21 protein-coding genes are annotated in these 26157 nt (G+C 38.5%); 9 read left to right on the top strand and 12 right to left on the bottom strand.

Annotation, left to right across the window (positions count from 1 at the left end; all coding sequences use genetic code 11):
- Nucleotides 1–45 precede the first annotated feature (45 nt).
- The 3 genes from PSF67_RS02935 (at nt 46) to PSF67_RS02925 (ending at nt 5314) form a co-directional block, all read left to right on the top strand.
- Nucleotides 46–792, top strand: coding sequence for a Slam-dependent surface lipoprotein (locus PSF67_RS02935; RefSeq protein WP_206275941.1), 747 nt, complete (start codon nt 46–48; stop codon nt 790–792).
- A 78-nt stretch (nt 793–870) separates the two neighbouring features.
- Nucleotides 871–2325, top strand: coding sequence for a porin family protein (locus PSF67_RS02930; protein ID WP_272676506.1), 1455 nt, complete (start codon nt 871–873; stop codon nt 2323–2325).
- A gap of 25 nt (nt 2326–2350) precedes the next feature.
- Nucleotides 2351–5314, top strand: a complete 2964-nt coding sequence (locus PSF67_RS02925; protein ID WP_272676505.1) for a TonB-dependent receptor plug domain-containing protein — start codon at nt 2351–2353, stop codon at nt 5312–5314.
- A gap of 76 nt (nt 5315–5390) precedes the next feature.
- On the opposite strand, the gene PSF67_RS02920 is transcribed toward PSF67_RS02925, so the two are convergent.
- The gene (locus PSF67_RS02920; protein ID WP_166265558.1) at nt 5391–5837 is read right to left on the bottom strand and encodes a GNAT family N-acetyltransferase; all 447 of its coding nucleotides are present in this window, start codon (nt 5835–5837) and stop codon (nt 5391–5393) included.
- Nucleotides 5838–6649: 812 nt separating this feature from the next.
- On the opposite strand from PSF67_RS02920, the gene PSF67_RS02915 reads away from it, so the two are divergent.
- The 4 genes from PSF67_RS02915 (at nt 6650) to PSF67_RS02900 (ending at nt 11022) form a co-directional block, all read left to right on the top strand.
- Nucleotides 6650–7438 carry a DUF3100 domain-containing protein gene (locus tag PSF67_RS02915; protein ID WP_036958500.1) on the top strand — a complete coding sequence of 263 codons (789 nt, stop codon included), beginning with the start codon at nt 6650–6652 and terminating at the stop codon, nt 7436–7438.
- 12 nt (nt 7439–7450) lie between these two features.
- Nucleotides 7451–7927 (top strand): hypothetical protein, encoded by a 477-nt coding sequence (locus PSF67_RS02910; RefSeq protein ID WP_272676504.1) that lies wholly within the window; start codon nt 7451–7453, stop codon nt 7925–7927.
- A gap of 18 nt (nt 7928–7945) precedes the next feature.
- A complete protein-coding gene (locus PSF67_RS02905; protein WP_102140019.1) occupies nt 7946–9271 on the top strand; it encodes an amidohydrolase in 1326 nt (441 codons plus the stop codon).
- A gap of 572 nt (nt 9272–9843) precedes the next feature.
- A complete protein-coding gene (locus tag PSF67_RS02900; RefSeq protein WP_272676503.1) occupies nt 9844–11022 on the top strand; it encodes a M20 metallopeptidase family protein in 1179 nt (392 codons plus the stop codon).
- 82 nt (nt 11023–11104) lie between these two features.
- On the opposite strand, the gene PSF67_RS02895 is transcribed toward PSF67_RS02900, so the two are convergent.
- The 10 genes from PSF67_RS02895 to PSF67_RS02850 form a co-directional block, all read right to left on the bottom strand.
- Entirely contained in the window at nt 11105–12082 is a 978-nt protein-coding gene (locus PSF67_RS02895) for a LysR substrate-binding domain-containing protein (protein WP_102140021.1), read from the bottom strand.
- A 387-nt stretch (nt 12083–12469) separates the two neighbouring features.
- A complete protein-coding gene (locus tag PSF67_RS02890) occupies nt 12470–12718 on the bottom strand; it encodes a helix-turn-helix domain-containing protein (RefSeq protein ID WP_102140022.1) in 249 nt (82 codons plus the stop codon).
- Nucleotides 12719–12931: 213 nt separating this feature from the next.
- Nucleotides 12932–13462, bottom strand: a complete 531-nt coding sequence (locus PSF67_RS02885) for a fimbrial protein (RefSeq protein ID WP_166265567.1) — start codon at nt 13460–13462, stop codon at nt 12932–12934.
- 30 nt (nt 13463–13492) lie between these two features.
- Complete coding sequence (locus tag PSF67_RS02880) at nt 13493–14023, bottom strand: fimbrial protein (RefSeq protein WP_148241599.1); 531 nt, start codon at nt 14021–14023, stop codon at nt 13493–13495.
- Nucleotides 14024–14235: 212 nt separating this feature from the next.
- Entirely contained in the window at nt 14236–14778 is a 543-nt protein-coding gene (locus tag PSF67_RS02875; RefSeq protein ID WP_272676502.1) for a fimbrial protein, read from the bottom strand.
- A 57-nt stretch (nt 14779–14835) separates the two neighbouring features.
- Complete coding sequence (locus PSF67_RS02870; RefSeq protein WP_166265573.1) at nt 14836–15399, bottom strand: fimbrial protein; 564 nt, start codon at nt 15397–15399, stop codon at nt 14836–14838.
- Nucleotides 15400–15423: 24 nt separating this feature from the next.
- Nucleotides 15424–16536 (bottom strand): fimbrial protein, encoded by a 1113-nt coding sequence (locus tag PSF67_RS02865; protein WP_272676501.1) that lies wholly within the window; start codon nt 16534–16536, stop codon nt 15424–15426.
- A 13-nt stretch (nt 16537–16549) separates the two neighbouring features.
- Nucleotides 16550–19129 (bottom strand): fimbria/pilus outer membrane usher protein, encoded by a 2580-nt coding sequence (locus PSF67_RS02860; protein ID WP_272676500.1) that lies wholly within the window; start codon nt 19127–19129, stop codon nt 16550–16552.
- 97 nt (nt 19130–19226) lie between these two features.
- Nucleotides 19227–19931: a fimbrial biogenesis chaperone gene (locus tag PSF67_RS02855; RefSeq protein WP_102140747.1), complete on the bottom strand. Its 705-nt coding sequence runs from the start codon at nt 19929–19931 to the stop codon at nt 19227–19229.
- A 59-nt stretch (nt 19932–19990) separates the two neighbouring features.
- Nucleotides 19991–20509, bottom strand: a complete 519-nt coding sequence (locus PSF67_RS02850; RefSeq protein WP_272676499.1) for a fimbrial protein — start codon at nt 20507–20509, stop codon at nt 19991–19993.
- 573 nt (nt 20510–21082) lie between these two features.
- On the opposite strand from PSF67_RS02850, the gene PSF67_RS02845 reads away from it, so the two are divergent.
- Nucleotides 21083–21709 carry a response regulator gene (locus PSF67_RS02845; RefSeq protein WP_272676498.1) on the top strand — a complete coding sequence of 209 codons (627 nt, stop codon included), beginning with the start codon at nt 21083–21085 and terminating at the stop codon, nt 21707–21709.
- Nucleotides 21710–21716: 7 nt separating this feature from the next.
- Entirely contained in the window at nt 21717–25334 is a 3618-nt protein-coding gene (locus PSF67_RS02840) for a response regulator (protein ID WP_272676497.1), read from the top strand.
- A 306-nt stretch (nt 25335–25640) separates the two neighbouring features.
- On the opposite strand, the gene PSF67_RS02835 is transcribed toward PSF67_RS02840, so the two are convergent.
- Nucleotides 25641–26144, bottom strand: coding sequence for a DUF2938 domain-containing protein (locus tag PSF67_RS02835; RefSeq protein ID WP_206275947.1), 504 nt, complete (start codon nt 26142–26144; stop codon nt 25641–25643).
- Nucleotides 26145–26157: the final 13 nt, after the last annotated feature.

Raw genomic sequence — 26157 nt, 5'->3', positions numbered from 1 at the left:
AATCAATAGTATCGTTAATATCTTTAATAAAAATGGAGTATTTCGATGAAAAAGTTAACTATTATCGCCCTAGCATTCGCCACGAGTGGGGTCACTTTTGCCGCTTCTGCTGAGATCGGCTTTGACCAAAGCCAGCCTTTCAACCCAAATGAACCTTCCGTGCGCGTTGGTAAAACAGAAGGGACAAATGGTGGCCATGGTGGCGCTATCGGAGATCCCGGTATTGGTGTGCAAACTGTATATGGTGGAAAAATAATTTCATTCTCAGGCCTAACAAAAATGGCGCCAAAAAAACAGGGAAATGAAGCGCATGTGATTTCCATGCCTAATGGCCCTGGTTCACATGACAAAATGGGCGTATTTAACTTTGCCAAAGTCGCGGATGCTGAAGTGTATTTCGGTGAATGGTCATCGACAGGGCAAGTTAATGACGCCACACACACGGCTTACTACTCAGGTAAAGACATCACCACCAATATGCCAACAGCGGGCACTGCGGAATACTCTGTTAAAGGAATAAGCCAGTATAACGGAGGTGCAATGGCCGCAGGTACCCTGACAGCTAACTTTGGTACTAAATCTTTAGCAGGGAATATTGGTGCGACGAACATTGATGCCACCATTAAAAATAATGCTACCTTCGCAGGAGATGCGACACTTAATGGCGCATTAGGTGAAACCCGCGGGCACTTTTTTGGCGACCAAGCTAAACATATTGCTGGGGTAACTGAATTCAGCGACCACAGTAAAGATATGGCCTTTGGGGGAAGCCGTGGGAATATTTCCCAGTAATCCATAAATCAATCTCGGTGACCACAACAAAGCATCACACATTGCTGGTCACCGCCCTTTATTACCGAAGCTAACCCTATGCAATATCTTTTATTAACCCTTGCCATCATGGTTACAATGGTCGCGCCCTCTGCATTTTCAACCAGTCTGGATACAGACCGTGAACAGTTGTTATGGCAAAAAGATAAACAAAATTATCGTGATAAAAGTGCAGTTGTCCCCCATAAAGACCAATTGCTACTCCCAGATGACCTATCAATCAAACTAAATGGGGAAAACTATACCCTAAAAAATAACGCTCAAGATTTAGGCCAGGCGATTTATTTGGCAATCAATCATCGGCAATTTCAAGACGTACAACGCTTATTGCCTCGCTACCAGCAGCTAACTGATGCGGACCCATTACTTATTTTATTTGCAAAAGCAGAAATCGCTAAAACGCAAAACCATTACCCTGAAGCAATTGCCCACTACCAACAAATACTGGCACTGTCACCAAAGTTTCTTCGCATTAAGTTGGAACTTGCCCGAGCTTATTTTGACGATAATCAAAATAAGGAGTCTTTGGCTTTATTCCAAAACTTAATCAACGATGAAACACTTGCATTACCTGCCAGTGTAAAGCAGACCATCCAACAATTTATTAGCGCTATCGAAAACCGCACAGCTTGGAGCGGGAGTCTCTCTTTCGGATATAAAAGTAACAGTAATATTAACCAAGTCCCTGATAAAAATAAAATTTGGGAAGTACCAGGTGGCACATTAAAAATGGACAACCCCATCGCGTCGTCAGGGCTCACCTATGACGCGAGCCTGAGTAAAATAATTCCTATCTCTGGCCATCATTCGCTGCAAATCAAGGGGACATCATATGGCGACCGCTATCCTCACTATGCTGAATTTAGTGAGAATACCACCTCTTTAGCTGCTTTATACCGTTTTAATGATGCGAATACCACTGTCGCCGTTGGCCCATTAGTTGAATTAAAAATAGTCAATGAAAAGCGTCGTTATTTAGGGATAGGTGGCAAAATTGAAGCTGATTATCAATTCAGCCCAAACATGATCCTCAGTATGTCCGCGGATCACCAACAGCTTCATTACCAAAAACCGTATGACAGTGCCGATGGTAATCGAAGTAGCCTACACCTAACAGGTGTCTATGGAATCACCCCAGATACCTCCCTATTTTTGGGAGCTGACGCGACGCGTCTCACCACAGAAGTTCGTAGTGATGATTATGACCAGTTGGGTGTCCGAGGCGGCTTCTATACCGTGATTACACCTGATGTGCATTTATTAGCACTAGCCACCTATCGAGAAAGCCAATTTCAAGCCTTCAATTACCTCCTGAATGTGAAACGCCATGATCGTGAAGCGATGTACTTTGCGCGGCTCAATTTTCCAAATTATTCATTTTTCACATTTACGCCTTATACCAGTTATCGCTTTCGTGACAATCGCAGTTCCGCAGATGGAATTTACTCCTATCACCAGCACGAAATTTCTATTGGGTTAGAAACCCGTTTTTAAGCGTTATGGCACAGAGAAAAACACTATGTATAAATACAAATTAACACCTATTACTACTGCAATTATTACTGCCCTTTTTATTCCATCGATTGCTTTAGGGGAAAAAGAAGAACACATCGGTACCATTACTGTCCAAGATTCCGCAAAAACTATCAAAGAGCGTGATCAACAAGGCTACGATGACCAATATGATGCAAAAGGCTCTAAAATTTATTTAGGAAAAGACCTTGTTGAGCGTTATAAAGGTACCAGTACCGCGGATGTGCTCAATAGCGCAGTTGGCGTCTATAGCGGTGACGCAAGAAACAGTGGTGCGTTAGACCCAAATATTCGAGGGATCCAAGGACAAGAGCGTGTTCCTGTTACGGTTGACGGCACAGAGCAATCACTAACAGTTTACCGGGGTTACAATGGGGCAAATAACCGTAATTATGTGGACCCAAACCTCATTAGTAGTATTGAGATTGAAAAAAGTGGTTCTCTTGCTGGTGATATAAAAACCTCTGTTGGTGGTGGGATAGCCATCAGAACCCTAGGAATAGATGACGTTGTCGCTCCAGATGAAAAGTTTGGTGTCAGCTTAAAATTAGAAACCAGCAGTAATTCAACTCGTGAACGTATTCCTCACTATGGTTATGGCGAAGATTACCGAGATCACCCAGAGATTTATAAAGATAATAACTCTGTATTCTCCGATCCTGTCGTCCACATCACACCGAAATCCCGAGGAAATGCACAATTTTTCAATTTTAAAGATAATGGCGGAAGAATAGCGGTTGGGACTCGACAAGAAAAATTCGATTTAATGGCTGCCTATGCCTATCGCCGCCAAGGCAACTATTTTGCAGGGAAAAATGGCGCTCACCGTTATAAAGAATCCGTTCAACTAAATGAACAACAAACAGTACAGCAACAACTTGGCCCAGATCCTTACTTACCTTTTGCCGCGAATGTATTTCTCCCCGGAAAAGAAGTGACTAATACCTCTAATGAGCTGGAATCTTATTTAGTTAAAACCAATTTATATCTCACTGAAAACCAAACACTACACCTTGGCTTTCGCCGGAGTGAAAGTACCTATGGTGAAATTATGCCCTCACGTTTAGGATTTGCTGAGCTTGAAGGTAAACAAGTGCTACCACAATGGCCGTTGGCTCACTTTACAGTCAATGCCTATAATGCCGAATACAAATGGAAACCCGAAGATAACCAATGGATTGACCTAAATGCGAATATCTGGATGACGCATTCCGTAGGAGATACCAATACCTCTGGCGGCTACCCTCGAGAGCCCAAAGAGCGTGACTGGGCCTTTGAGTATGGCTATGGCGATGGCAAAGATCCTAACATTGATGGCACGTTAATTAATACCGCAGCAACTAATTCTGAAAATGATCGCATTGGATTTAATTTACGCAATACCATGGCGCTCACCCCCGATCTTGATTTAACCATTCGCGGTTCAATGCTCAAAGAAAAATTAGACTCAAATGACGTTCCACCATTGCAAACTGCTAGCCCGTTTATTGCCCTTCCACGTAAAGGCCATCGGCAAGAAACCAGTATTGCCTTTAACTTTAACTATCGCCCAACGAGTTGGTTGGAGTTGGATGCGGGAGCAAAATATATTGATGGCTGGACAGAAGATGATTACTTAAAAGAGCAAATGCGCAATCGAACCAAAGGTTTTCAAAACCCTGATGAACGACTTGCTAAACAGATCAATTACAACCGAATTTTAACCCAAGATGAATATAATAAGGCTATTGAAAATGGCTACCAACCCTTCAATGGTGGCTATAGGAACAAACAAATCTTACTCAAAACGATAGGGCTTGATGACACGAATTATACTGTTTTCATCACCAAGAGAAATAGCTCTCAACATCCAGAAGAAAATGGCGTTTTAGATGTCAATTTCCGCACGGAATGGAAATCAGATAAAGACGGGCGCTATACGACAAAAACGAACCCTTTCCATAACGGAACTTTTGACTCTCAAGCACGCGCTGTCGACCCAGTAACGGGTAAAGAAGTTTACGTCTATGGGGCAAGTTATTCGCATCCTTCAGATGATATCGAGCGAAAGCTCACTGAAGAAGAAAAATGGAAATTCTCAGGCAAACAAAAAAGCCATGGCTGGGCGCCTGCTTTTGGTGCCAATATTTGGTTGTCTGATAACGACCGCGTTTATGCGCGCTACATCGAAACAGTACGCTTGCCAAGTATTTTCGAAAATAGCATTGGGTTTGCTGGGGAAAGTGAAGCTCGCAAAGAGAAAATGTTATTCAAACCCGAACGTGCGAAAACCATAGAATTTGGCTATTCCCGTAATTTACAAGGGTTACTCGGTGCTGAACGTCACGCTGATGTGAAAATAGGCTATTACCATACTGTCATCGAAAATGCATTTGACCGTGATGGGCGTCTTAATTTTGTTCAAGTAAAAGAGCATAAAACCGCGGGGATTGAAGCTTTGGCCCGCTACGATAATGGTGGGGTATTTATGGATATTGGTGTTGATTACCGCCTCAAAAATGAAGTTTGTGATGACTCCGCACCCGCTAATTTGGATCCAACTAACCGCTATAATATCTCTCAATGCACCACCGCAGGTTTCCCCGGTGGCTTTTTACGCACACAATTACAGCCTAAATATGCGATTAACTCTAACCTCGGCATGCGTTTTATGGATGAAACTCTCGAGGTGGGAACACGCTTACGTTATACCAGCAGCGTGCAAAATAAAGATGAACGGAAATTAATGCAGCAATTCCCAGGGAGTTATTCAATGGCGAATAATAGCCCAATGCACTGGACCCCGACCTTTACAGCAGATGCCTATGCCAGTTACCAAATTGATAAAAATATCAATGTCGAATTCTTAGTAACCAACTTAACTGATCGTTATTATATCGACCCACTAACACGCAGTATGATGCCAGCTCCAGGCCGCACACTACGCTTAGGATTAAATGCACAATTTTAGATAAATGCTGTTGATTTACCCACTATAAATATCCGCTGCTAACCTTAAGTAGGAGCGGATATTCATCACTTCAGTATCAGAAAAATAACCGCATAATGGTTTCGTCGAATTCATCTTGGTCTACAACTGCAAAACCAAACTGCTCAAAGAATGGTTTCATCATGTCATTGCCTTCAACATAACAAATTGATACGGACTTATATTTGCCCAAATTTTTAATTTCTTCCAGAACTAGCGGAATAGCCTGAGAACCAAAGCCTTTTCGTTGATGCTTTATATCAATCATCAATTGGTCAATAAACACTTCTTCTGGCCAACCATTTTCATGGTTTGAATAATATTGAACAAAGCCAACAGGCTCATCATCAACATAAATCCCTCGATTAATATAATGATCAAAAAATTTTGAGGCTGCGATTGACTCTGAGTTAAGAGCAACAAAGTCTTCCTGCTCTTTGGTTATCTCGAGGCAGATGATATCCACCCAATTGTCTTTGGTGATATCTTTTAGGGTAATAATCATAAACACCTTGCTTTAGAATTTACCAATTACAATACCGTTGTGATAAAAAGATGGCTAAACATAAATTTAGCAATAAATACTTTTTTGTTCGCGCCATTCGTGCCTTTGTATTTTTCAAGACGCAATAAACAAATAGCAGTCGATATGTTACGGATAACATTAATATCAGCATTTAGACTAAAATAAAATTTCGACTCATTTATTGCTTTCTAATTAATGAATATTCAAAATTGGGATCCAAGTCAAATATCACAGCCAAATACAATATTATTGTAATTTATCAAATTTTTTTGAAGAAACCTTAAAAAAACAAATTGGTTTATTAAACTAATAATCAAAATCAAATCAGGTAAAAGTAAAACCCAAGGATAGAATCACAATAATAAACTCCAATAAAATCTAAATTTTCATCATTATACAAACTCAATAAAAATAAAACCTTTTCATATAAAAATACATAAAACCTGAACAACCTCACATTTATTAGGTATTTGATAACTCTTCGCATTAATGCATCTAAAAATCAAAATCACTTATGAAATAACATGTTAAAAACTTAATAAAATATTGTATCAGGCTGAAAAATAAAAATATTTCTAAGATTAGAATGCAAAAAAAAATTCAATAAGCACATTTTTATTAATTAATTTTAATTAATTGATTTTAACCATGCCTTTTAGGCATGGCTAAGAGACTTTCGGAATATTGTCAAGAAAATAGTTTCATGGATAGTATGAATACGAAAATGATGCATTTTTATTATAAATATATACGAATAACTCTTAAAAACATTTCCAATGAAAGGTAACACTATGGGTATATTAAAAGATAGTAAGTTGCTTTTGGTTAGCTTACTTATCATTCTTCTTTCGGAAGCTATAGGGCAAATTAAAATCAGTTTAGTTATGGTTTTTCCAATGCTTTATTCCATGTTGATGGGTGGTATTATCAGTTTTCCAAAATTCAAAATCCTCAGCGAAAAAAACATGGCACACGCAAGCTCTATAATGAGTGTCGCGTTAGTTATCTTAATTGCAAAATTAAGCACCTCCGTTGGTGCATCTTGGGAAAAAATTATTCAAGCCGGTGGTGCATTAATCCTGCAAGAAATCGGTCACTTTATCGGTACCATTTTACTCGGTTTACCCCTTGCCATTATGTTAGGTATGGGCCGTGAAGCCGTTGGTGCAACTTACTCTATTGGTCGTGAACCCAATATCGCCATTATCGAAGCCAAATATGGTTTAAGTTCACCAGAAGGCCGTGGCGTTATGGCAATGTATATTTGCGGAACACTATACGGAGCCGTTTGGATGGGCATCATCGCCAGTGTTATCGCAGGACTCGATATTATGAGCCCTCTCGCTTTAGCAATGGGAGCCGGGGTCGGAAGTGGTTCGATGCTAGCTGCGTCAGTCGCACCATTATTGGAGCTTTATCCTGAACATGCTGCGGATATTCAAGCATTCTCATCCTCCGCAAACTTGATGTCTTCAGTATTAGGTCTGTACATCTATATTTTCTTCTCCTTACCGTTTGCCTCTTTCTTATACAACAAACTCAAAAGAAAACGTGCAACAGCATCAGCAGATACAGAATAAGGATATAAGATCATGAAAAAGATGGCAGAAATTGCAATAATCATCGTGTTAGTCATCATCTTCACTTCACTGGGTGATGCTCTCGGAGGCTCAATTTATGGCCGCGGCAGCTTTAGCGCAGTCTTTAGCGACTCACTTATCGCCATGGCATTATTAGGGGGTATGTCATTTGTGGCATACTTAATTGCACAGATCCCACCATTAGGTAAGTTACCTGTGATTTTCTGGGTATCTTTAATTGCTGCAGGTCTGTGTTCACCATTATTCCCTTACGATAAAGAAATGATCGCAATGACAGGTAAAATTTCACTCGCTGTCATCAGTACGACAGTTCTGGCATTTGCCGGTCTTTCACTCGGTAAAGATATTGATAAATTTAAAGCCATTTCATGGCGGATCATCCCAGTTTCACTGGCGGTCTTTACGGGAACTTTCTTATTCGCTGCACTTATTGGTCAAGTGACACTTTCATGGAGCGGCGTTATCTAACCAGAGGAAATATTTACCATGACAATGACCAAAGACCAATTGAAAGCCATCGTCTGCGAAACAATTGCATCCCATAAAGGGGATATCAAAAAATTAGCAGAAGATATTTGGGCAGAGCCAGAGCTAGGCTACAAAGAAACGAAAACAGCAAAAAAAGTGGAAGCCGCATTTTCTGCATTAGGCGTTAATTACCGAAACCAACTCGCATTAACAGGGGTTAAGGCACGTCTAAAAGGTGGAAAAGGTAGCAAATATAGCATTGCTGTGATTGGTGAGCTCGACGCGATTATTTGTGCTGAACACCCAGAGGCCGATGATTTAACGGGTGCAGCCCATTGCTGTGGGCACAATGCGCAAATAGCCAATATGATGGCTGTGACTATTGGTCTGGTTAAGTCAGGTGCTATGCAATACCTCGCGGGAGACGTCGTTCCTTTCGCCGTTCCCGCTGAGGAATATGTTGAACTGGCTTATCGTAATAAACTGATTGAACAAGGAAAAATTAGTTATATCGGCGGTAAGCCAGAGCTGATATCCCTTGGCGAATTTGATGATGTCGATATGGCAATGCAAATTCATTTAACCAGCGTCAAACCTGAGCGTGATACTGGTTTTATTGAAATGTCGACCACCACCAATGGGTTTATTGGCAAGTTGATTAATTACAAAGGGACTGCATCCCATGCAGCGGCAGCACCTCACTTGGGTGTCAATGCCCTCAATGCCGCAATGATGGGGATCATGGGAGTAAATGCTATTCGCGAAACTTTCCAAGAAAAAGATTACATTCGTTTCCATCCGATCATCACGCAAGGCGGTGATTTGGTCAATGTCACCCCAAGTGATGTCCGTATGGAAAGTTATGTTCGAGCGTCAAATGTCCCAGCAATGATTGATGCGAATGAACGTATTACTCGCGCACTTGTTGCTGGCGCAATGTCTGTTGGTGCAGAGGTAGAAGTTAAAGATTTACCGGGTTACCTTCCATTATATAACAACGATACATTGAACAGTTTATTGCAACAAAATGCCCACAGCTTGATTGGCGAAGAAAATGTTTGGATTGCTGGGCACATGACTGGAAGCACGGATACAGGGGACTTATCACATATTATGCCAGTGAGTCACCCATGGATTGGTGCAATTCGTGGTGGGTTGCATGGTAAAGATTACGTTGTTTTTGATGATGATATGGCCTATATCCGCCCTGCTCAAATGATGGCAATGGCAATTATTGACCTGTTATTTGATGATGCGTCTCAAGCTAATGAGATGTTAGCTGATTACACCCCATTAATGAGCAAAGAGGAATACCTCTCATTTATTGGCTCTTTTAAGAACTAATTATTAAAACATTCCCCTTATTGCTATGTTCATTATAATAAGGGGAATATGATTTTTAGCTTTTATCCCACTTTTAAAATTTTTTCTTCGCATTAATTTAATTTCTTTTTACATTCGCCATTTCATTTAAAACAATTCCTAAAATCATGCCTCTCCCCCCTACTTTAAATAAAAAATTTAACTTAAACCCTACTCATGCTCACTTTAAAATGCAAATATTCCCAACATTAAAAACATAGCCATAACCTATTGATATAAATAGACTTAATAAGCTAAGCACTCTTTATATTATTGTTTTAATAAATTACCATCCTTATTATTCATGAGCCATGCAATACTGATATGATATAAATACGATCTCCGTCACGCTCACTTTTTTAATATCCACGTTAAAATTCACTCTATAAATTGATAGATAAAGAATAACGAGTAGAAGTAGAAATCATCCTATTTCTGAATCTAATTTTTAAAATACACATAAATTAAATGAGCGCGCTGTTCATTATTCCATGCTCACACCAGGGGCCCTTTAACAGCATTAAAAATGCTTTCTATATACGGGATAAAACGTAATGACCAACAAATACAATATCAGTGAAAAGCTCTTTGCTTTAGAAACGTTTAGCAAAAAAACACGTCAGGATTTACATAAAATCCCTGAATTGTCTGGGCAAGAATTCAAAACCTCACAATATTGCCGTGAATTGATGGAAAGCTTTGGCTATAACATTCGTTTATTTGAAGGCTACACAGGCTTTACCGCTGATTTGATTGTCGACCCAACCAAGCGCTTAATTGCCTATCGTACCGACATCGATGGCCTTGAAATGCCTGATTTAACGTGCAATGAACACAGTTCTGTCCATGAGGGTTGCGCTCATAACTGTGGCCATGATACCCACATGACCATCGCCTTAACAGCAGCTAAATACCTCAGTGAGAACCGTTCTGAACTCACCCATAACGTCCGTTTTATCTTCCAGATGGCTGAAGAAGATATGCGCGTACCAGGTGCTAACAAAATGGTCGAAATGGGCTGTATGGAAGGTGTTGACGAGGTTTACGGTCTACACAATGATGCGGCCTTTGAAACGGGTTATATTAAATTCAATTCAGGGGTTATGTCCTCTTATGGCTCAGCGTGGACACTAGATGTCCACGGTGTTTCTGCTCACGGCTCAACCCCTCATAAAGGGTTAGATGCTATCCGCGAAGCAACGCGTATCATCGATTATATGGACTACATTGTTGCCAAAAAAACCGATCCTTTCAGCCCTGCCGTATTTGGTTGTGGCATGATTAACGGGGGAACCATCCCAAATGCGCTGGCGGATCATGTTCAGGCACGCGGAACCATCCGTTCAATGGATGAAGAAACGGACAAAATATTAAAAGCCAGCTTCAATGAAATTGTGGCTCGTAGTGAAGCCGGCGGGTTTAAAACAACACTGGAAGCCAGCGGGTATCCTGCTGTTGTCAACCACCCACAAGCAGCCAAAGTCATTTATGATGCCGCAGCCGCCTTTTTACCAATTGAGAATATTGATTCAAATGGTAAGCCAATGACTGGAAGTGAAGATTTCAGTTATATGATCAATGCCACTAAAGGTAAACTCGGTGCCATGTACTTTTTAGGAAGTGGTAATCAAGCAAAAGGGATTAATAATTACTTACATGCAAACCCTTATTTTGTTGATGACGACTGTTTGCTGATTGGCGCTCAAATTTTTATTAATATTGCCACTCGTTAGAATAAATATAATACACACAGTAATACTAAAGCCGAGTAAATCTCCTATTACTCGGCTTTTTTCTTAATCATCCGCAGATAAGTCATAGCTCAGGCAATTCTCTATATAACCTATCTTTCTCACTTTGTTCTGTAGGTACCCATTGGTTCGGTTGATGAATATAATTCAAGTCAAGGTGAGGTGCGTAATGAGAGATAAAATCATACATATAATCTTTTAGGTGCATGTGCCGATTAATGCAAACGTGTGTATAACTTGGCTTGACTAAGTGGCTAATATCAATACAGCGTAATGCCTCACTATCTTCCTCTGGGTCAAAAGCTACGGTTGAAATAATACCGACCCCAGCACCGCGTTTTACATAGTATTTAATAATTTCAGTATCTACGGCAGTTAAAACAACATTTGGCGTTAATTTATGTTGATAAAAGACTTGGTCGAGCTTCGAATGCCCTGTAAAACCAAATACATAGGTAATTAGCGGGTAGCCTGCAAGGTCTTCAATTCTAAGCTGTTCACATTGAGCCAATGGGTGGTCATGTGGAACAATAATACTGCGAGACCATTGATAACAAGGCATTACCAATAAATCATCATAAAGATGCATCGACTCGGTCGCAATGGCAAAGTCCACATCGCCATTATTCACCATCTCTGCAATTTGAGCTGGCGCACCTTGGTGAAAATGCAAAGAGATATTAGGGTAACGTGCGTTAAAACGCTCAATCACTTGCGGTAATTTATAACGGATCTGGGTATGGGTTGTTGCAATATGCAAGTTCTGTTTTATCGTCGTATCTTCATGAGAAACAATACTTTTTATTTTATCGAACTGTGCAAGAATATCACACGCGACATGATGAACTTTTTCGCCAATCGGGCTCAGAGACAATAAGTTATTATTTTTCCGATTGAATAATGAAACGTTCAGCTCATCTTCCAATATTTTAAGTTGCTTACTCACCGTTGGCTGAGAGGTATACAGTTTTTCAGCCGCATTAGTGATATTGAAATCACTTTTGACCACTTCAACAAAGCTTTTAAGCTGACTAATGTTCATTGCTGGGGTATCCAATGTAAAATGGACTAAAAATAAGATTTAAAAAATATAGCTGTATTGTGCGCTTATTATACCATAAGCAACCGGCCAGCTAGAAGCATCCTTTTAGCATTGCTGAGCTCGCATTTACATTTTTCACAAGATCCCCAAATAATACCGTTTTTATTTTCCCCATAAAAACAGAATACCGCTATCACCATAGCAGTATATGTAAACTGAACATACTTTTTATAAAACAGACAGATATTAAAAATAAGTATAGAGAAAATTAGTCATTGGTATAGCCATCATCTTTGATGCCTTCATCAAATATAAAAATGATTATGTCTACATATAATTATTTTTAATAGCTTCTCTTTTAAGAAGCTATTAATTTTAATATTCTGCTTATAATGGGTAGCTCATATCAGCCTCACGCCCCAAAAAGTAATTTAAATCACACTCCAGTATATTTGCAAATATACATAAACGATAAATAGTGAAATTCTGTGTTCCTCTTTCATAGCGTGAAATTTGTTGTTGGCTCAAGCCTGATTTTTTCCCTAGTGTACTCGCAGACCAACCGAAAAGAAGACGGCGTTTACGAACCTGCTGCCCAATAAAACTATTAGAAATTTCAGTGTTATATACGTTCATACGTACTGTCCTAATTATAATGACACTATTATTTTTAGTGTTGTAGCCTTAAAATTTAACGCCCTGACATGCTATAAAAAAGCGTATTCGAGATTTACAACCTCAAATAAACTTATATTTCTCAAATAAAAACAAATCATAAACTCATATAATAAAAGTTATTAAACCATTACTATCAATTTAATTAATAAACTATTATGTTTTATATTAAAATTAACGATAATTAACACTAAACTCTGCATTTACATTCACTTTACCGTTAGTGATATCACTCGTCTTAATTAATGCACCATTATAAGTTAATAATTGTTCACTACTTGATGAATTGAAACGCCATGTCACCACTTTGCCTGAAGGGTTCTGAATTTCACCATTTGTGGACTTAATACGCAGTGCTATTCCTTTCGCTGAATCTTGGCTCGTGGAATCTAATGCAAAATAATCCGCATTAAAACTATCTGGAGTACCACTCATCGAAACATCAGCAACGGCGGCTGACTCACAATTTTGTAGTTTAATCGTAAATGGTTTCTCAGCTACAACACTTCCAGAAGGATAACTCACCGGCACATTGACCTTTTTAAAATCAACAGTCTGATCTTTTGATCCGGTATCAACCTCGCATCCCATTAATTTTATTTTGCCTTTAATCTGAACAGAAGCATCCAAAGCCAGTGCTCCTGATGAAACGAAGCTTATACCTGCGACTAAAACAGTTCTCCTAAATAAACGGCTTATGTTCATCCTCTCTCTCCCATATTAAATAACTATTATTTATTGATACCCAATACTGATATCAATACTCGCTTGTGCGAGACCACCGTCAACATTCCCTGTTTTATACAAAGTGGCTTCATAATCTAATGGCTGTGCCGTCGATGACCACTCAACAACTGTGCCATCGGGTTTTTGCTTTTTATTTTTATCCCCTTTTACGTTCACACCATAAACCAACCCTTGCGCACTGCCGGTGCCACTATTAATTGCAAAGTATTCAGGAAAGCCGGTATCAGCCTTACCAGACATACTCACGGAAACTTTATTAATTGTTCCCGCACAATTAGATAGTTTTAATGAAAATGGTTGAGTGACCAAGCCAGAAAGACCTGTTCCACTTTTTGTCGTTGTTACTGTTTTAAAATCGATTTCTTGATTCTTACCACTATTTCCAAATTCAACATCACATCCCGTAACGATTGCATTTCCAGTAAAATTTAACGATAAATCACTAGCCGATGAAAATAGAGGGCATAGCGAAAAAACCATGCCAAAAATATAGCAATACCTGTACGAATATAATTTCATAATCAGTCCAAATAATAATCGCAGATCAAAACAAACGAATAATGATGCTAGTTCTTGAATTAATCATTGCCTTATAACATGCATATAAATTATTGAATCACTTCTACAACAAAAATAGATAAACTAAACTTTCTTTGTCGTTTTAAGAAAATAAAACGACAATGTTATCAGTTATTTTAAATATCTATAAAACCATTCAATATATTAGTATTTTATTTATATGCTACGCTAACTTCGGCAACTGAACGAACATCTCCCCCGGTTATCGCATCTAACGTTTTAACTAATTCAGCACGATAAGGTAAAGTCACGCTAGCCCCTGAAAGGCTTCCCCAAACAACCGTGTCACCGACTGGCTTCTGGACTTTTTCTCCACCGGTTGTCTTTGCAATAATTTTAACGCCTACGCCTTTAGACATGTTTGCACCTTTATCAATCGCAAACAGCTCTCCACCAGCCATATCAGTATCAGCAGTACCTTTCATTGAAACATCAATACCTTTTAAATCTGCACAATTTTGAAATTGCAGATTAAAATCCTTTTTAGCTATTGAGCTTCCTTTAACCGCATTTTTAACTACAGTAACATCCGAAAAATCAACTAATTGGTCTTTACCTGTGCCTGTTGAAATATCACACCCCGCCAACTTTATTATTGCTTTCAATGTTAATGTTGCATCAGCCGCTTGTGCACCTGAAGTTAAAGCAATACCCGTCATAACGCCCATTAGCGCTAATAGAAAATTTTTCTTCATTTATATAGCCCTTAATTCAATATTATTAGTAATAATATTTTTAATATGGATACTCTATTAATTATATTTTACAGTGACATTCACAAGCCCAGTAATTGCCCCCGCAGTTACTACACCTGTTTTATATAATGTCGCTTTAAAAGGAATATTATTCGCTGTTGCTGTTCTTGCCCATAAAACCTCTTTCCCTGGTGACTGGACCGTTTTTGCCGTATCTGTTCCTTTAATACCAACAGCTAAACCACCAGCTTTACCAGCCCCCTCATCAATAGAATAGTAATCAGCAAAGCCCGTCACAGCTTTGGTTGTATCCATGACTAAACTAATATTTTTGAGGTTCGCACAACTAGTGAAATCTAAAGAAAAATCCACATCTTTTAAGGCTGAACTCCCTGTTCCCCCAGCTGTGGCTTTAGCTAAATCCACAGTACCAAAAGCGATCGCTTTTGTTTTACTACTCGCTGAAATATCGCATCCTGTTACAACAACATTTCCACTAAAATTCAACGTAATATCTGCTGCTTGTGCTGCACCACTGACTGCAATCAATAATGATAAAGCACCCACTTTTTTCATTGTTGACCACGGGAAATTACGACTACGCTCCATTGCCTTACTCATGGTAGTTATCTCCATTAATTTATATTATCTAAAGTCTAAACGCACAGTTACAATTGATGAATACTTACCAACCGTAGGGGCTAGACCAGTACTACTGAAAGGGTAGGTTTTGATTGTTACCGAACCATTTTGATTAGCATCTAATTGCAAAGGAAGTTTCCCTGTAGTCGGTGTTAAGCGGCCATTAGGTCCTTCTATTGCAATAGCAATATCTTTATTATCCGTACTAAAGCCATCAGTAGTGCTATTTGGGTCAGCAGTACCAATAAAGCGCATATCTAAATTTGCATAAGCGTCCATATTTGAGCATTTCAAACTCAATGTTTTAGATTGCGGTACCACACCAGCGGGCATTACTCCTTTACCTGCTGCGACGAAATTTCGCTGAGGAATATCATTAAATGGAATCGATATACTCTGACCTGCATTAATTTCACAGGACTGTGGGGCTGTTATATCAACACTAATACCTATAGTAGCAATAGCAGGCCCATTCTGATGAGGCTCATTATTAGCAAACATAGTATAAAAATCTGGAATACTAAAAGTCGTACGACCAACAAATGGTTTCCTTATATAAAGATCCATTCTTCCGGTACCACCACTAGTTATAGTCTGCCTTATTCGACTTCTACCAAATTGATTAAGCTCCGTATTTGGGCATACCCCTTCAGAGGTATAATTAGAAACATTTCTGAATGGAACTTCATGCATGGAGGTAACACCCGTATTTTGGTTCCAAATTGCAACAAAAGTTCTGACATCTATATACTCATTAGCTTTTTCCCAGCCCGGCGCATGGCCAGTAGTCGGCCCATTATTCCCCTTATAAAACGTTGAGTAATAAGTCTGATCCCATGATTGACCAGGTATGCATGCACAAACTATCTTGTATGTTTTCCCATCATTCCAACTAAATTTCGATGGAAGTTCAACGCCAGACTTGTTAAATGATGAACCAATATCACCGGTAAGATTAAGTGTATACCTCGTTACTGCCCCATCAGGAAAACAAATGTTATACCACGCAGTATCTATCCCACTTGCATGAGTATTAGGGACCATTAGAAATGGAGCAATCAATAAACTGGGGGCAAATAATAGTGTTGATATATGAATACTGAATAATTTTCTCATTGTAATCTCCCAATTATTGGCATACCGCTTGAGTCTGAATAATACCAATGGCATCTTTACTCGCTGGTTTCACAGGTAATTGATAATTAACGAAGCAACTTTGTGCTGCTTGACGTCCCCATTTAATTTCCAGCTTACCGCTTTCCGGTAACCCACTGATAAATAACTGACCACCTTCCCCAACTATCGAACTATTAACCGCTTTCCCATCATTTTGAACTAGCTGTGCGGATGCGCCAAAAGGGATCACCGTGCCATTTTTATGTTTTAGTGTGATCAAGGCTCGGTACCCTATCTGAGTAATAAATTCAACTCTAGAAATCGCCCCTTTGCTTGGCACAACACTCTTAGCACTTTCTTGCAACTCCACGTTGTCACCCAATGTTTGTGTATCTAGCTCAACATGGTTAAATCGATAGGCTTGAGCAAAAGGTAATACGGCATAGCCCCGCCAGTCTGTCTTAACACCGGTATAACTTGTAATATTGGTATCTTTGGCACCAATAGCTTTAACTAGAATAGAGGTTTCATTAATTGGTTGAGAAAGCGTTACCCCATCCTCATGAACTAAAACACCACCCTCGACACCGTAGTTTAACTGCCTAGAATCTTTGCTATAGTTATAACCAAAGTTCATATTGCCGTAACCACCTCGGTAACTGAGACTAGCTCCACCACCATTACCCTGTCCTTTCGAACCATAGCTCTCCTGAACGCTATAACTGAGATTATTATCATCTAATAATGTGCCTGAAATTCCCGCTTGATGAGTTATTGGCCCATGGCGCTGGCTAACCATGTTGTAAGTCGCCCATGTGTTAGGTAATAATGCAGAGAGTGGAAATGAACCATTAAAACTGAAAATTTGGTCTGTTTCTCTTTGGTTTGGATAGGTTGCTCGACTATAAGAAACACCGTAATTTAAAGGGCCCCAGTTATTGTTATAACCTACTTGTAATCGAGTTTGCTTGCCTTGCCCTTTCCAGAAGTCTTGTCGGTTAGCAGAAAAATAGATAGACCCTAAGTCTTTACCTAGTTGCTGCGTTAATGTTCCTTCAAGGCGATAGCGTCGGTGGTTAGAATAGCGACTATCATCTGCAAAATCCCAATCTTGATATCTACGCTCAACGGCTTCTTGGAAGGTATAAAACCCTTCCGTTGAATAACGGTAACCTAATAAACGAAAGTCCGTGCCCGTATTAGCAAAAGATTTAGAGTACAATAAGCGATAAGATTGGCCTGTAGCGCCATTACCATATCGTGTTACATCTTCGCTATGAGCTGTTGTAATATCAAAAGAATATGCACCAAAATCGCCGATATTCTGACCAACCCCTAGCACCAGAGAACGGTAACGTTCTGCTACTTGCACACCACTATAAGCGGTCAAGCTATTTAGGATCCCCCAAACCAGAGAGCCTTGTGTGATAAATGGCCGCTGGCTACTGTGACCATTTCGATATTGCCCCGCTGAAAATGCATACTTAATTTGCCCTTGGCGGCGCAAAACAGGCACACTCGCAAATGGTTGAATAAAGCTCTGGATTGTTCCATCCGACTCTTTTATTTCTACCTCAAGGTCACCACTCGCAGCGGTTGGGTACAAATCCGTGATAGCAAATGGACCAGGAGCCACATAACTCTGGTAAACGGTATATCCATTTTGCTTAATCGTCACCGTCGCATTAGTACGTGCAATCCCACGTACCACGGGGGCATAACCTTTCAGGCTATCCGCTAGCATGTCATCATCAGTACCAATTTGTGCACCACGAATTTGCACACTGTCAAAAATATCGCCCGGAGTATAGGTATCACCCATAATTATTTGCGACTTCAACTGCACAATATACCGCTGGAGATAGGTATTAATATTTCTCCAGCTATTATTACCATTACTGCTGTTCCACGTTGAATAATTACGTAAGCGCCATGCCCCCACGTTAACCCCAGAACGTAAACTCAAAAAATAGCTATCACTCGACTTATCACTAATATGACTGCCTGTATTCGTCGAATTACTCCCTGTAAAGCTATAGTTTGTTAGCAATGCGGGGATCCCTTCATCCCACATTGATGGGTCAATCGTTCCCTTTGCTAAATTGGTCAAAGATGCTTGAGGAAAACTCAAATACAATCTCTGCTGATTAAAATCAAAATGGGATGATGCATAAGGAATAATTTCTTCAAAAGCTGAAAATGGCTTACACTGAACAGGGTCTTGCGCATATTGAGCTAATTTAGGAAAAGCCTCAACACGGACACCATAAGCTTGTAATTGCTCATACGAAATACAAGGTTCTAATGATACGCCATCAGATGAATGATTAGCTTTATATTCCCTAGTACTAAAATTTACATTCTGCTTTGCCACTGCTTGTTCATTAACATATATATCGACCAAATACTCTCCGGGTAATTGATCCACATTGCCTTTTGACAATAAAGAAAAATCGGCAACGCTATTACTACTAATATTTTCTAAAAATTGAGAGTTAAACAATTCTTTCGCTAAAACAGGATAAGCGCTAAATATTCCCAATGTAATGCAAGAGAAAGCCAAAAGCTTCTTTCTATATCGTATTTTGTTCATTCCCTCGTTCCCTCTAATATATTGCGCAAAACTTTCTTATAAAAAAATAATAAAAGGTATCACACGACTTATCGTTCTATTAAAATTAACGCCTTATTTATTGAAGTGTCGCTTTTTGCAATTCAGAAGTGCCGCCATAATCATTGATAGTTGTAAATATTATCTGAGCACCCATATTTGCTGTTGAAGGTAACTTATAAACTGTACTGCTCATCGGTAGGACAAGGTCAACTTTATCTATTTCACTGCCATTAACTTTCACTTCACTTAATGTGACAGAAAAAGGAGTGTTATTAACTATACGCAATTTATCACCCTCTTTTTTCCATACTAGAGCCTTATAGGAATCCATTGGGTTACCTTTCAAGCCAGCAGGTCTATAGAATAATTTCATTCTAGTTTTAATTGCTAGTTGTAAAGTATTAGCACTTTCTTCAGCTGGAGCGGGTGGAATAGCTTTTACATTGACATAATAAACCGACTCACGATCTTCAGGTAAATCCCCACCTGCACGAATAATGCGAAGCATATTTTCTTTAACAGGCTCTAGTTTAAAAAGTGGCGGTGTTATAATGAATGGAGTTTTATTATTCCCTGAAGCATCCTCAACCCAAGATTGAATTAAATAAGTACTCTTATCATTATTATTTTTTAAACTAAGATTAGCTTCTTTCTTTGAGCCATCAAATACAACACGGGTGGAACCAACAACAACACCACCCGCAGCATAAATAGAGAAACTAAAACACATGAGTAAAAAAATAAGTATTAACTTATTAATAAAAAGGCTATTAAGAATCATTACATCCCCTTCGAACAAAAAAGCAGGCCACCAACATAGTGGCCTGAAGGAAATCAATATTATTTATATGTCAGGTTGAAATCTGCTGTTGCATTAGCAGAACCCGCTTTCACATCTTTCTTAGTAGAAACATAAGCTACTGAGAAATAAAGGGTATTTGAACCAACTTGTAATGCAGTATCAGCTGTTGCTGTACCTAAAGCCAGTTTCTTACCTTTACCGTCATAGATAGCAACACCTACGTTTTCTGCTGAACCTTGGCCACCATCAAGTGCTAAAAGGGTTGCATCATCACCGTTAGACTGACCGGCAAATGAAACTGCGACATTTTTGAACTGAGCTACATCACAATTTAGTAGGCTAATTTGGAATTTTTTATCCGCTGATTTAGCCCCTGCATCTGCAAATGTAGCTGTTTTAACTTGAGACATTTGAACAGTTTGATCCCAAGAATTTTGTGCCACTTCACAAGGTGCAGTTACAATATCACCAACGAATTTAACCGTACCATCTTTAGCATTCGCAACTTGACCAACACAAAGTGCAGCAAAAATAGCAGTAGCAATAATCTTTTTCATTTCTAATTCCTTTTTACTGAATCAATATATAACCCAGTGTTAAAATATTTAATTTATTAATATATTATGGTTATCACTACCACATTAATTCCCATTAATGTTTGTGGCACCTGTTTAATCCATTAACTTATTAATCCTTATGCTATTAATCTGTTAAATAGAAATAGCCAGACACACTCCATGTAGTGAAATAGAGAAAAACATAGTTTCGTAAAGTTAGTTTCCATGATTGTCATTATCTATTAAAATAATATCACTCACCTCCTAGGTTTGGTTTAAGCTAATTATTAAGAATCGAAGGCTCTATTGTATTTTCCGTAAAACAGTAGAGACATCTGAACACAGCCACAGTGCATAGGTGTATTTTGAGAGGAATAGCCATAAAATGTAATAAGACAAAAAAGCAATTTATGTAAGTTAATTATTAAATTTATGACAGATAAATATTACAAAAATATACATTGCAGCAAATTAAAACGCTCATTAAACTAATAAAAAAAACAATTAATTTTTCATTTGGCACCTGCACCTAAGTTCATCGCGCTTTAATTTACTAGCCAGAAAGGGAAAAACATGAAAACAGTACTGATAGTCGATGACCATCCAGTAGCACGGCTTGCTGTAAGAATACTATTAGAAAAAGATGACATGACCATTGTAGGGGAAACCGCTGATGGCCATGAAGCTATCCAACTAGCCAAAACACTCTCTCCCGACTTGATCATGATAGATATAGATATCCCATCACTTAATGGGATTGATGTCATGCAACGATTGCGTAAGAATAACTATTCTGGAGGGCTTCTTGTGCTATCTGCAAAAGATGATGACCATTACATCCGCCGCTGTGCAAGTGTCGGTGCTAGTGGTTTCATTAGTAAACGCAATAACTTAACGGAATTACATGTCGCCATTCATGCGATTAGAAATGGATATGGCTACTTTCCACTTAATCTCAATAAAATGGATACCTCCCCGAATAATCATCTTAATGACAAACAAAAAATCGCCGAGCTCTCTACAAAAGAATTACAAGTCTTACATTTATTAGCTAAAGGGATGAAAAGCATTAACATTGCACAACAAATGCGTATCAGCGATAAAACTGTTAGCACTTATAAAAGACGACTAATGCTTAAATTAGATCTTCACAATATTGCAGAGCTATACGACTTTATTCAACGCAATAATTTGGATTAATATATCGATGCGTAACCTAATCCTAATAGTTTGCTTGCTTATTGGTCTATTTCCTTGCTCATTTTCTGCATTCCAACCTTATGAAGTCAGACTTTATAGCCAAATTGAAATTCTTCCATCAAAATTTGAATTGAGTGATCGTGATTGGAGATGGCTAGGAGAAAAACAAGAATTAGCTATTGGTGTCTACGCTCCTAATAATCCCCCTTTTGATTTAGTATTAGAATCAGGAATTTATAAAGGAATTTCTGCAGATAGCATTATGACCATCATGCGTAACTTAGGTTTACGCTTCAAAATCATCTACTACCCAGATAGAGATATGGCATTACAGGGCCTACTCAATGGTGAGATAGATATGTTAGCTGATGATGGCAAAAGACAAAGAAACGAAAGCTATGGTTTTCTCAAAAGCGCTCCATATATTCCTGATTATCCCGTACTTATTTCACGAAAAGCGGCAATGTCCAATAAGCACCCAATACCTCACGGTGCTCGTATTGCTACAGTTCAAGGCTACCCAAGCAATGAATGGATCAAAAAATATTTTCCCGACGCAAAGATTGAACGTTTTCCTTTACCACAAAATGCGTTATCTTCCGTCGCATTTGGTGAAAATGATTATTTCCTAGGCAGAATGATCGTGGCTAATTTTTTACTTGAACGCCACTATGCAACAACATTATCCACTGCTGAGATTTTCTCTAATGAAAATATTGGCCCAGTCTTTCTCTTTCACCCTAAAAATGCGCAATTAAAGCGTACTGTGGATATCATTTTAAGCTCAATATCATTAGCTCAGCATGATATTATTTTCCATCATTGGAGTTCAAAACCTGATTTATGGGCACTAAAACAATCTGTTGTATTCACACAAAAGGAAATAGATTGGTTAGAACAACACAATGAGTTAAAAGTCGTCATTAATTCACTAAATGCCCCCTTCACATTTTTTGACTCACAAAAACAATTTCATGGCCTTTCTGCGGATATACTTAATCTGATCCATTTCAAAACAAATATTAATTTTAAAGTCATTGAAGCAAGCTCTGAAAAAGATGAGATTACTTTATTAAAACAAAATAAAGGGGATTTCATTGCTTCAATTACAAAAAACTCAAAAAATGATAAAGAATTATTATTTACTCGTCCTTATGTTCTCCCCCCATTTGTTTTAATTGTTAGGGACACACCATTAGCCCATAAAAAAATTGCTCAGGCAGCAAAACTTGCGATCACCCCAGATAATGCAATTCACGACTGGTTAACAAAGAACTACCCTCAAGTGGAATTAATTGAAACTAAAGATACCTATTCTGCTTTGCAAATGGTCAATGAAGGAAAAGTGGATGGTACCATCGAGAATCTTATCAGCGCTCACTATATGATTGACCGATATTTTCGTAATCGATTAAAAATCAGCGAGCAATTAAGCGAAGACACAGCTTATATATCGTTTGCCGTAGGACGTGACCAACCTGAGTTATATAGTATATTAGATAAAACAATTGCCTCTATTCCGCCGAGAGATATATCAGTATTAACTAATAAATGGCTAGGCTCACCAGATGTTGAAATGGATACATGGACAGTATACCGTGCCGAGTTCTACACATTAGCTTGCATTGCCGCTATTCTTATTATTACATCTTTAATATGGAATTATTATTTACATCGTGAAATTCGATTAAGAAAATATACACAAAAACGCTTACAGGAACAGGCTATATTCTTAGAAACTCTTTATAATGGTACTCCTGTTCCTATTTATGTCATTGATAAAAACGGAACGATAATAAATAGCAATTCAGCATGGGAGAGTTTTTTCAGTCCTGATAATGAAAACATAAAACAACTTTCATTAACATCACAACAACACCCGCTATCGGCAATTTACCAAAAATTATATTCTCTTTTTGATGATCCTAAGAGTCTAGTTTCTCCACCTAAACGTTATCAAATAAAAAACAGAATGGGTGAAAGGGTGATAGTGCATCAAGCCGTCGCATATAGAGACAACCAAGGTAATATTTCTGGTCTTATTTGTAGTTGGCAAGATATAACTGAACATGAACAACTCCTTACCAAGCTCTCTAGTGCTCGCCAACGCGCAGAGCATGCAAGCCAAACAAAAAGCAATTTCCTTGCTATCATGAGCCATGAAATTCGTACCCATATCAGCGCAATTATTGGGTTATTAGAATTAGCCGCCACGAATAAAAATCAACAAGATGATATTACGGAATCAATTCAAATACCGTATGAGTCCGCATTATCATTGATGGGGCTTATAGGCGATATTTTAGATATGGCAAAAATTGAGTCAGGCAAACTGGAACTCGTTCCTGAGTGGGTAAAAAGTAATGAATTAGCAACGCCCGTTGTCCGTTTGTTTGAAGGACTAGCTAAACAGAAAGGTATTTCTCTACATTATCATCTTAATGCTATCCATCCTGATGAAATATATATCGACGTTTTTCGACTACGTCAGGTTATTTCCAATCTACTTAATAACGCAATTAAGTTTACTACCGAAGGAACGATTGAGGTTATCATTAATTATCTCCCCAAAAACCATGACCAAAATATTTTAAGGATCATTATTTCTGATACCGGAATGGGGATTGAAGAGAACCGACAAGAATTGATTTTTTCCCCCTATACCCAAGCTGAATCAAGCAGTAAACATAAAGGAACAGGCCTTGGCTTAGCTATTTGTAAACAACTTATATCCATGATGAATGGGACTATTACCTTATACAGCCAATTAGGGCATGGTACTCAATTTTTAATCGATATCCCCGTTAAGCATCGGAAAAATACTAGAGTTTCACTTCCGACACTTTATAAGGCCACAAAAAATAATAAACGCTTACGAATACTTGCCGTTGATGACCACCCTGCAAATCGCCTGCTATTAGTACGCCAATTAACAAGATTTGGTCATCATGTCATTGAAGCAAAGAGCGGGAAACAAGCCCTAGAATTATGGAAAAAAAATGCAATCGACATAGTAATTACCGATTGCAATATGCCTGACATTGATGGGTTAGAATTGACTCGGCAACTACGAGAAATATCTTCCCAAACTCTAATTATTATTGGGTTAACCGCAGATGCAAGGCAAGAAGAACGCCAACGCTGTATAGAGGCTGGTATGGATGACTGCCTATTTAAACCTTTACGTCTATCTCAGATTGAAGCTCTGCTATTACGCTGTACCCTTCAACAAATAGAAGAAGATACAGAAGAGCCCATTCCTCCAATGTTAAATAGTTTAATCAATTTAGATGCATTAATGCAGTTGACTCAAGATGACCAACAGCTATTAAATAAATTACTTCAAACAAGTCTTCAAGAAAATATAGAAGATATACAACAAGCAGAACGTTTATTCGAAAAACAAGACTGGCTTAATTTAGCGCATTATTGCCATCGTTTAGAAGGTTCTAGCCAAATTATTGGTGCTAAAAAAATCGCATTAGAATGTAAATTACTAGAAGAGTATTTCCTTACTGGTAATATATCTGATGAAGCAATATTAAAATTTAACCAAACAATGCGAACAATTAAAATCTTAAATCAAGCTATTGAAACATATCTTTCTATGCCACTTAAGTGCTAGATTTTCATGAGATAATTAGCAGACAAATAGAAAACGGGTGCGCCTTGGTGGTAATGCAAAGAAGTATGGGGTTAGAGTGTATTAAAACACTCTATCACTTGAGGTAATTTATAGCGGATCTGGGTGAATTGTTTTCCATACACAAGTTTTGTTCTATCGTCGTGTCTTCATAAGACACGATACTTTAAATTTTATCGAACTGCGAGGATGTCACACTCTACATAATGAACTTTGTCGCCAACCAAGCTCAGCGACAATAAGTTATTATTTTTCCGATTGAATAATGAAATGCTTAACTCATGATAATCACAAAAAATAAGTCAACAAAGGCTGTAAAACTAATCCTGTCAGGTAAAGACCTAAACCAAATACACTATGAGATAATAAACTCATTAACCGAGCTTTATTAGGATTTGGCATCTTACTGGCTGCAATACCTGCTCCCATCGCTGGTTGCATAATAAAATAAGGGGCAGCAACTGTAATTATTCCAAAAAGTAGCGCAGGCCATAATACAGGAGATGTAAACCAAATTTCGCCTACCAATAATATAAATATAAAGGCAAAAATAATGCCCGTTACATAGTGAACACCCCAACCTAATGCATTCTCCGCAGGAATTATTGCCTTTTGGCCGATTGATGGGCGGTGTATAAACTGCCCATTTATCATATATCCTACCCAACGTCCTACCAGTGAAAAATTTAACGTCGATTGGCCACACAGTTTAAGGATAAGCGCCCATAAATCCATCACGATGGTTGCTCCCACCCCAAGAAAAACCACTAAAATTACTATTGAGAAAGTCATTATTAATTTCCTG

It is taken from the genome of Providencia sp. PROV076, assembly GCF_028483405.1.
Lineage (GTDB): Bacteria > Pseudomonadota > Gammaproteobacteria > Enterobacterales > Enterobacteriaceae > Providencia > Providencia huaxiensis.
This window is presented reverse-complemented; position numbering and strand designations above follow the sequence as displayed.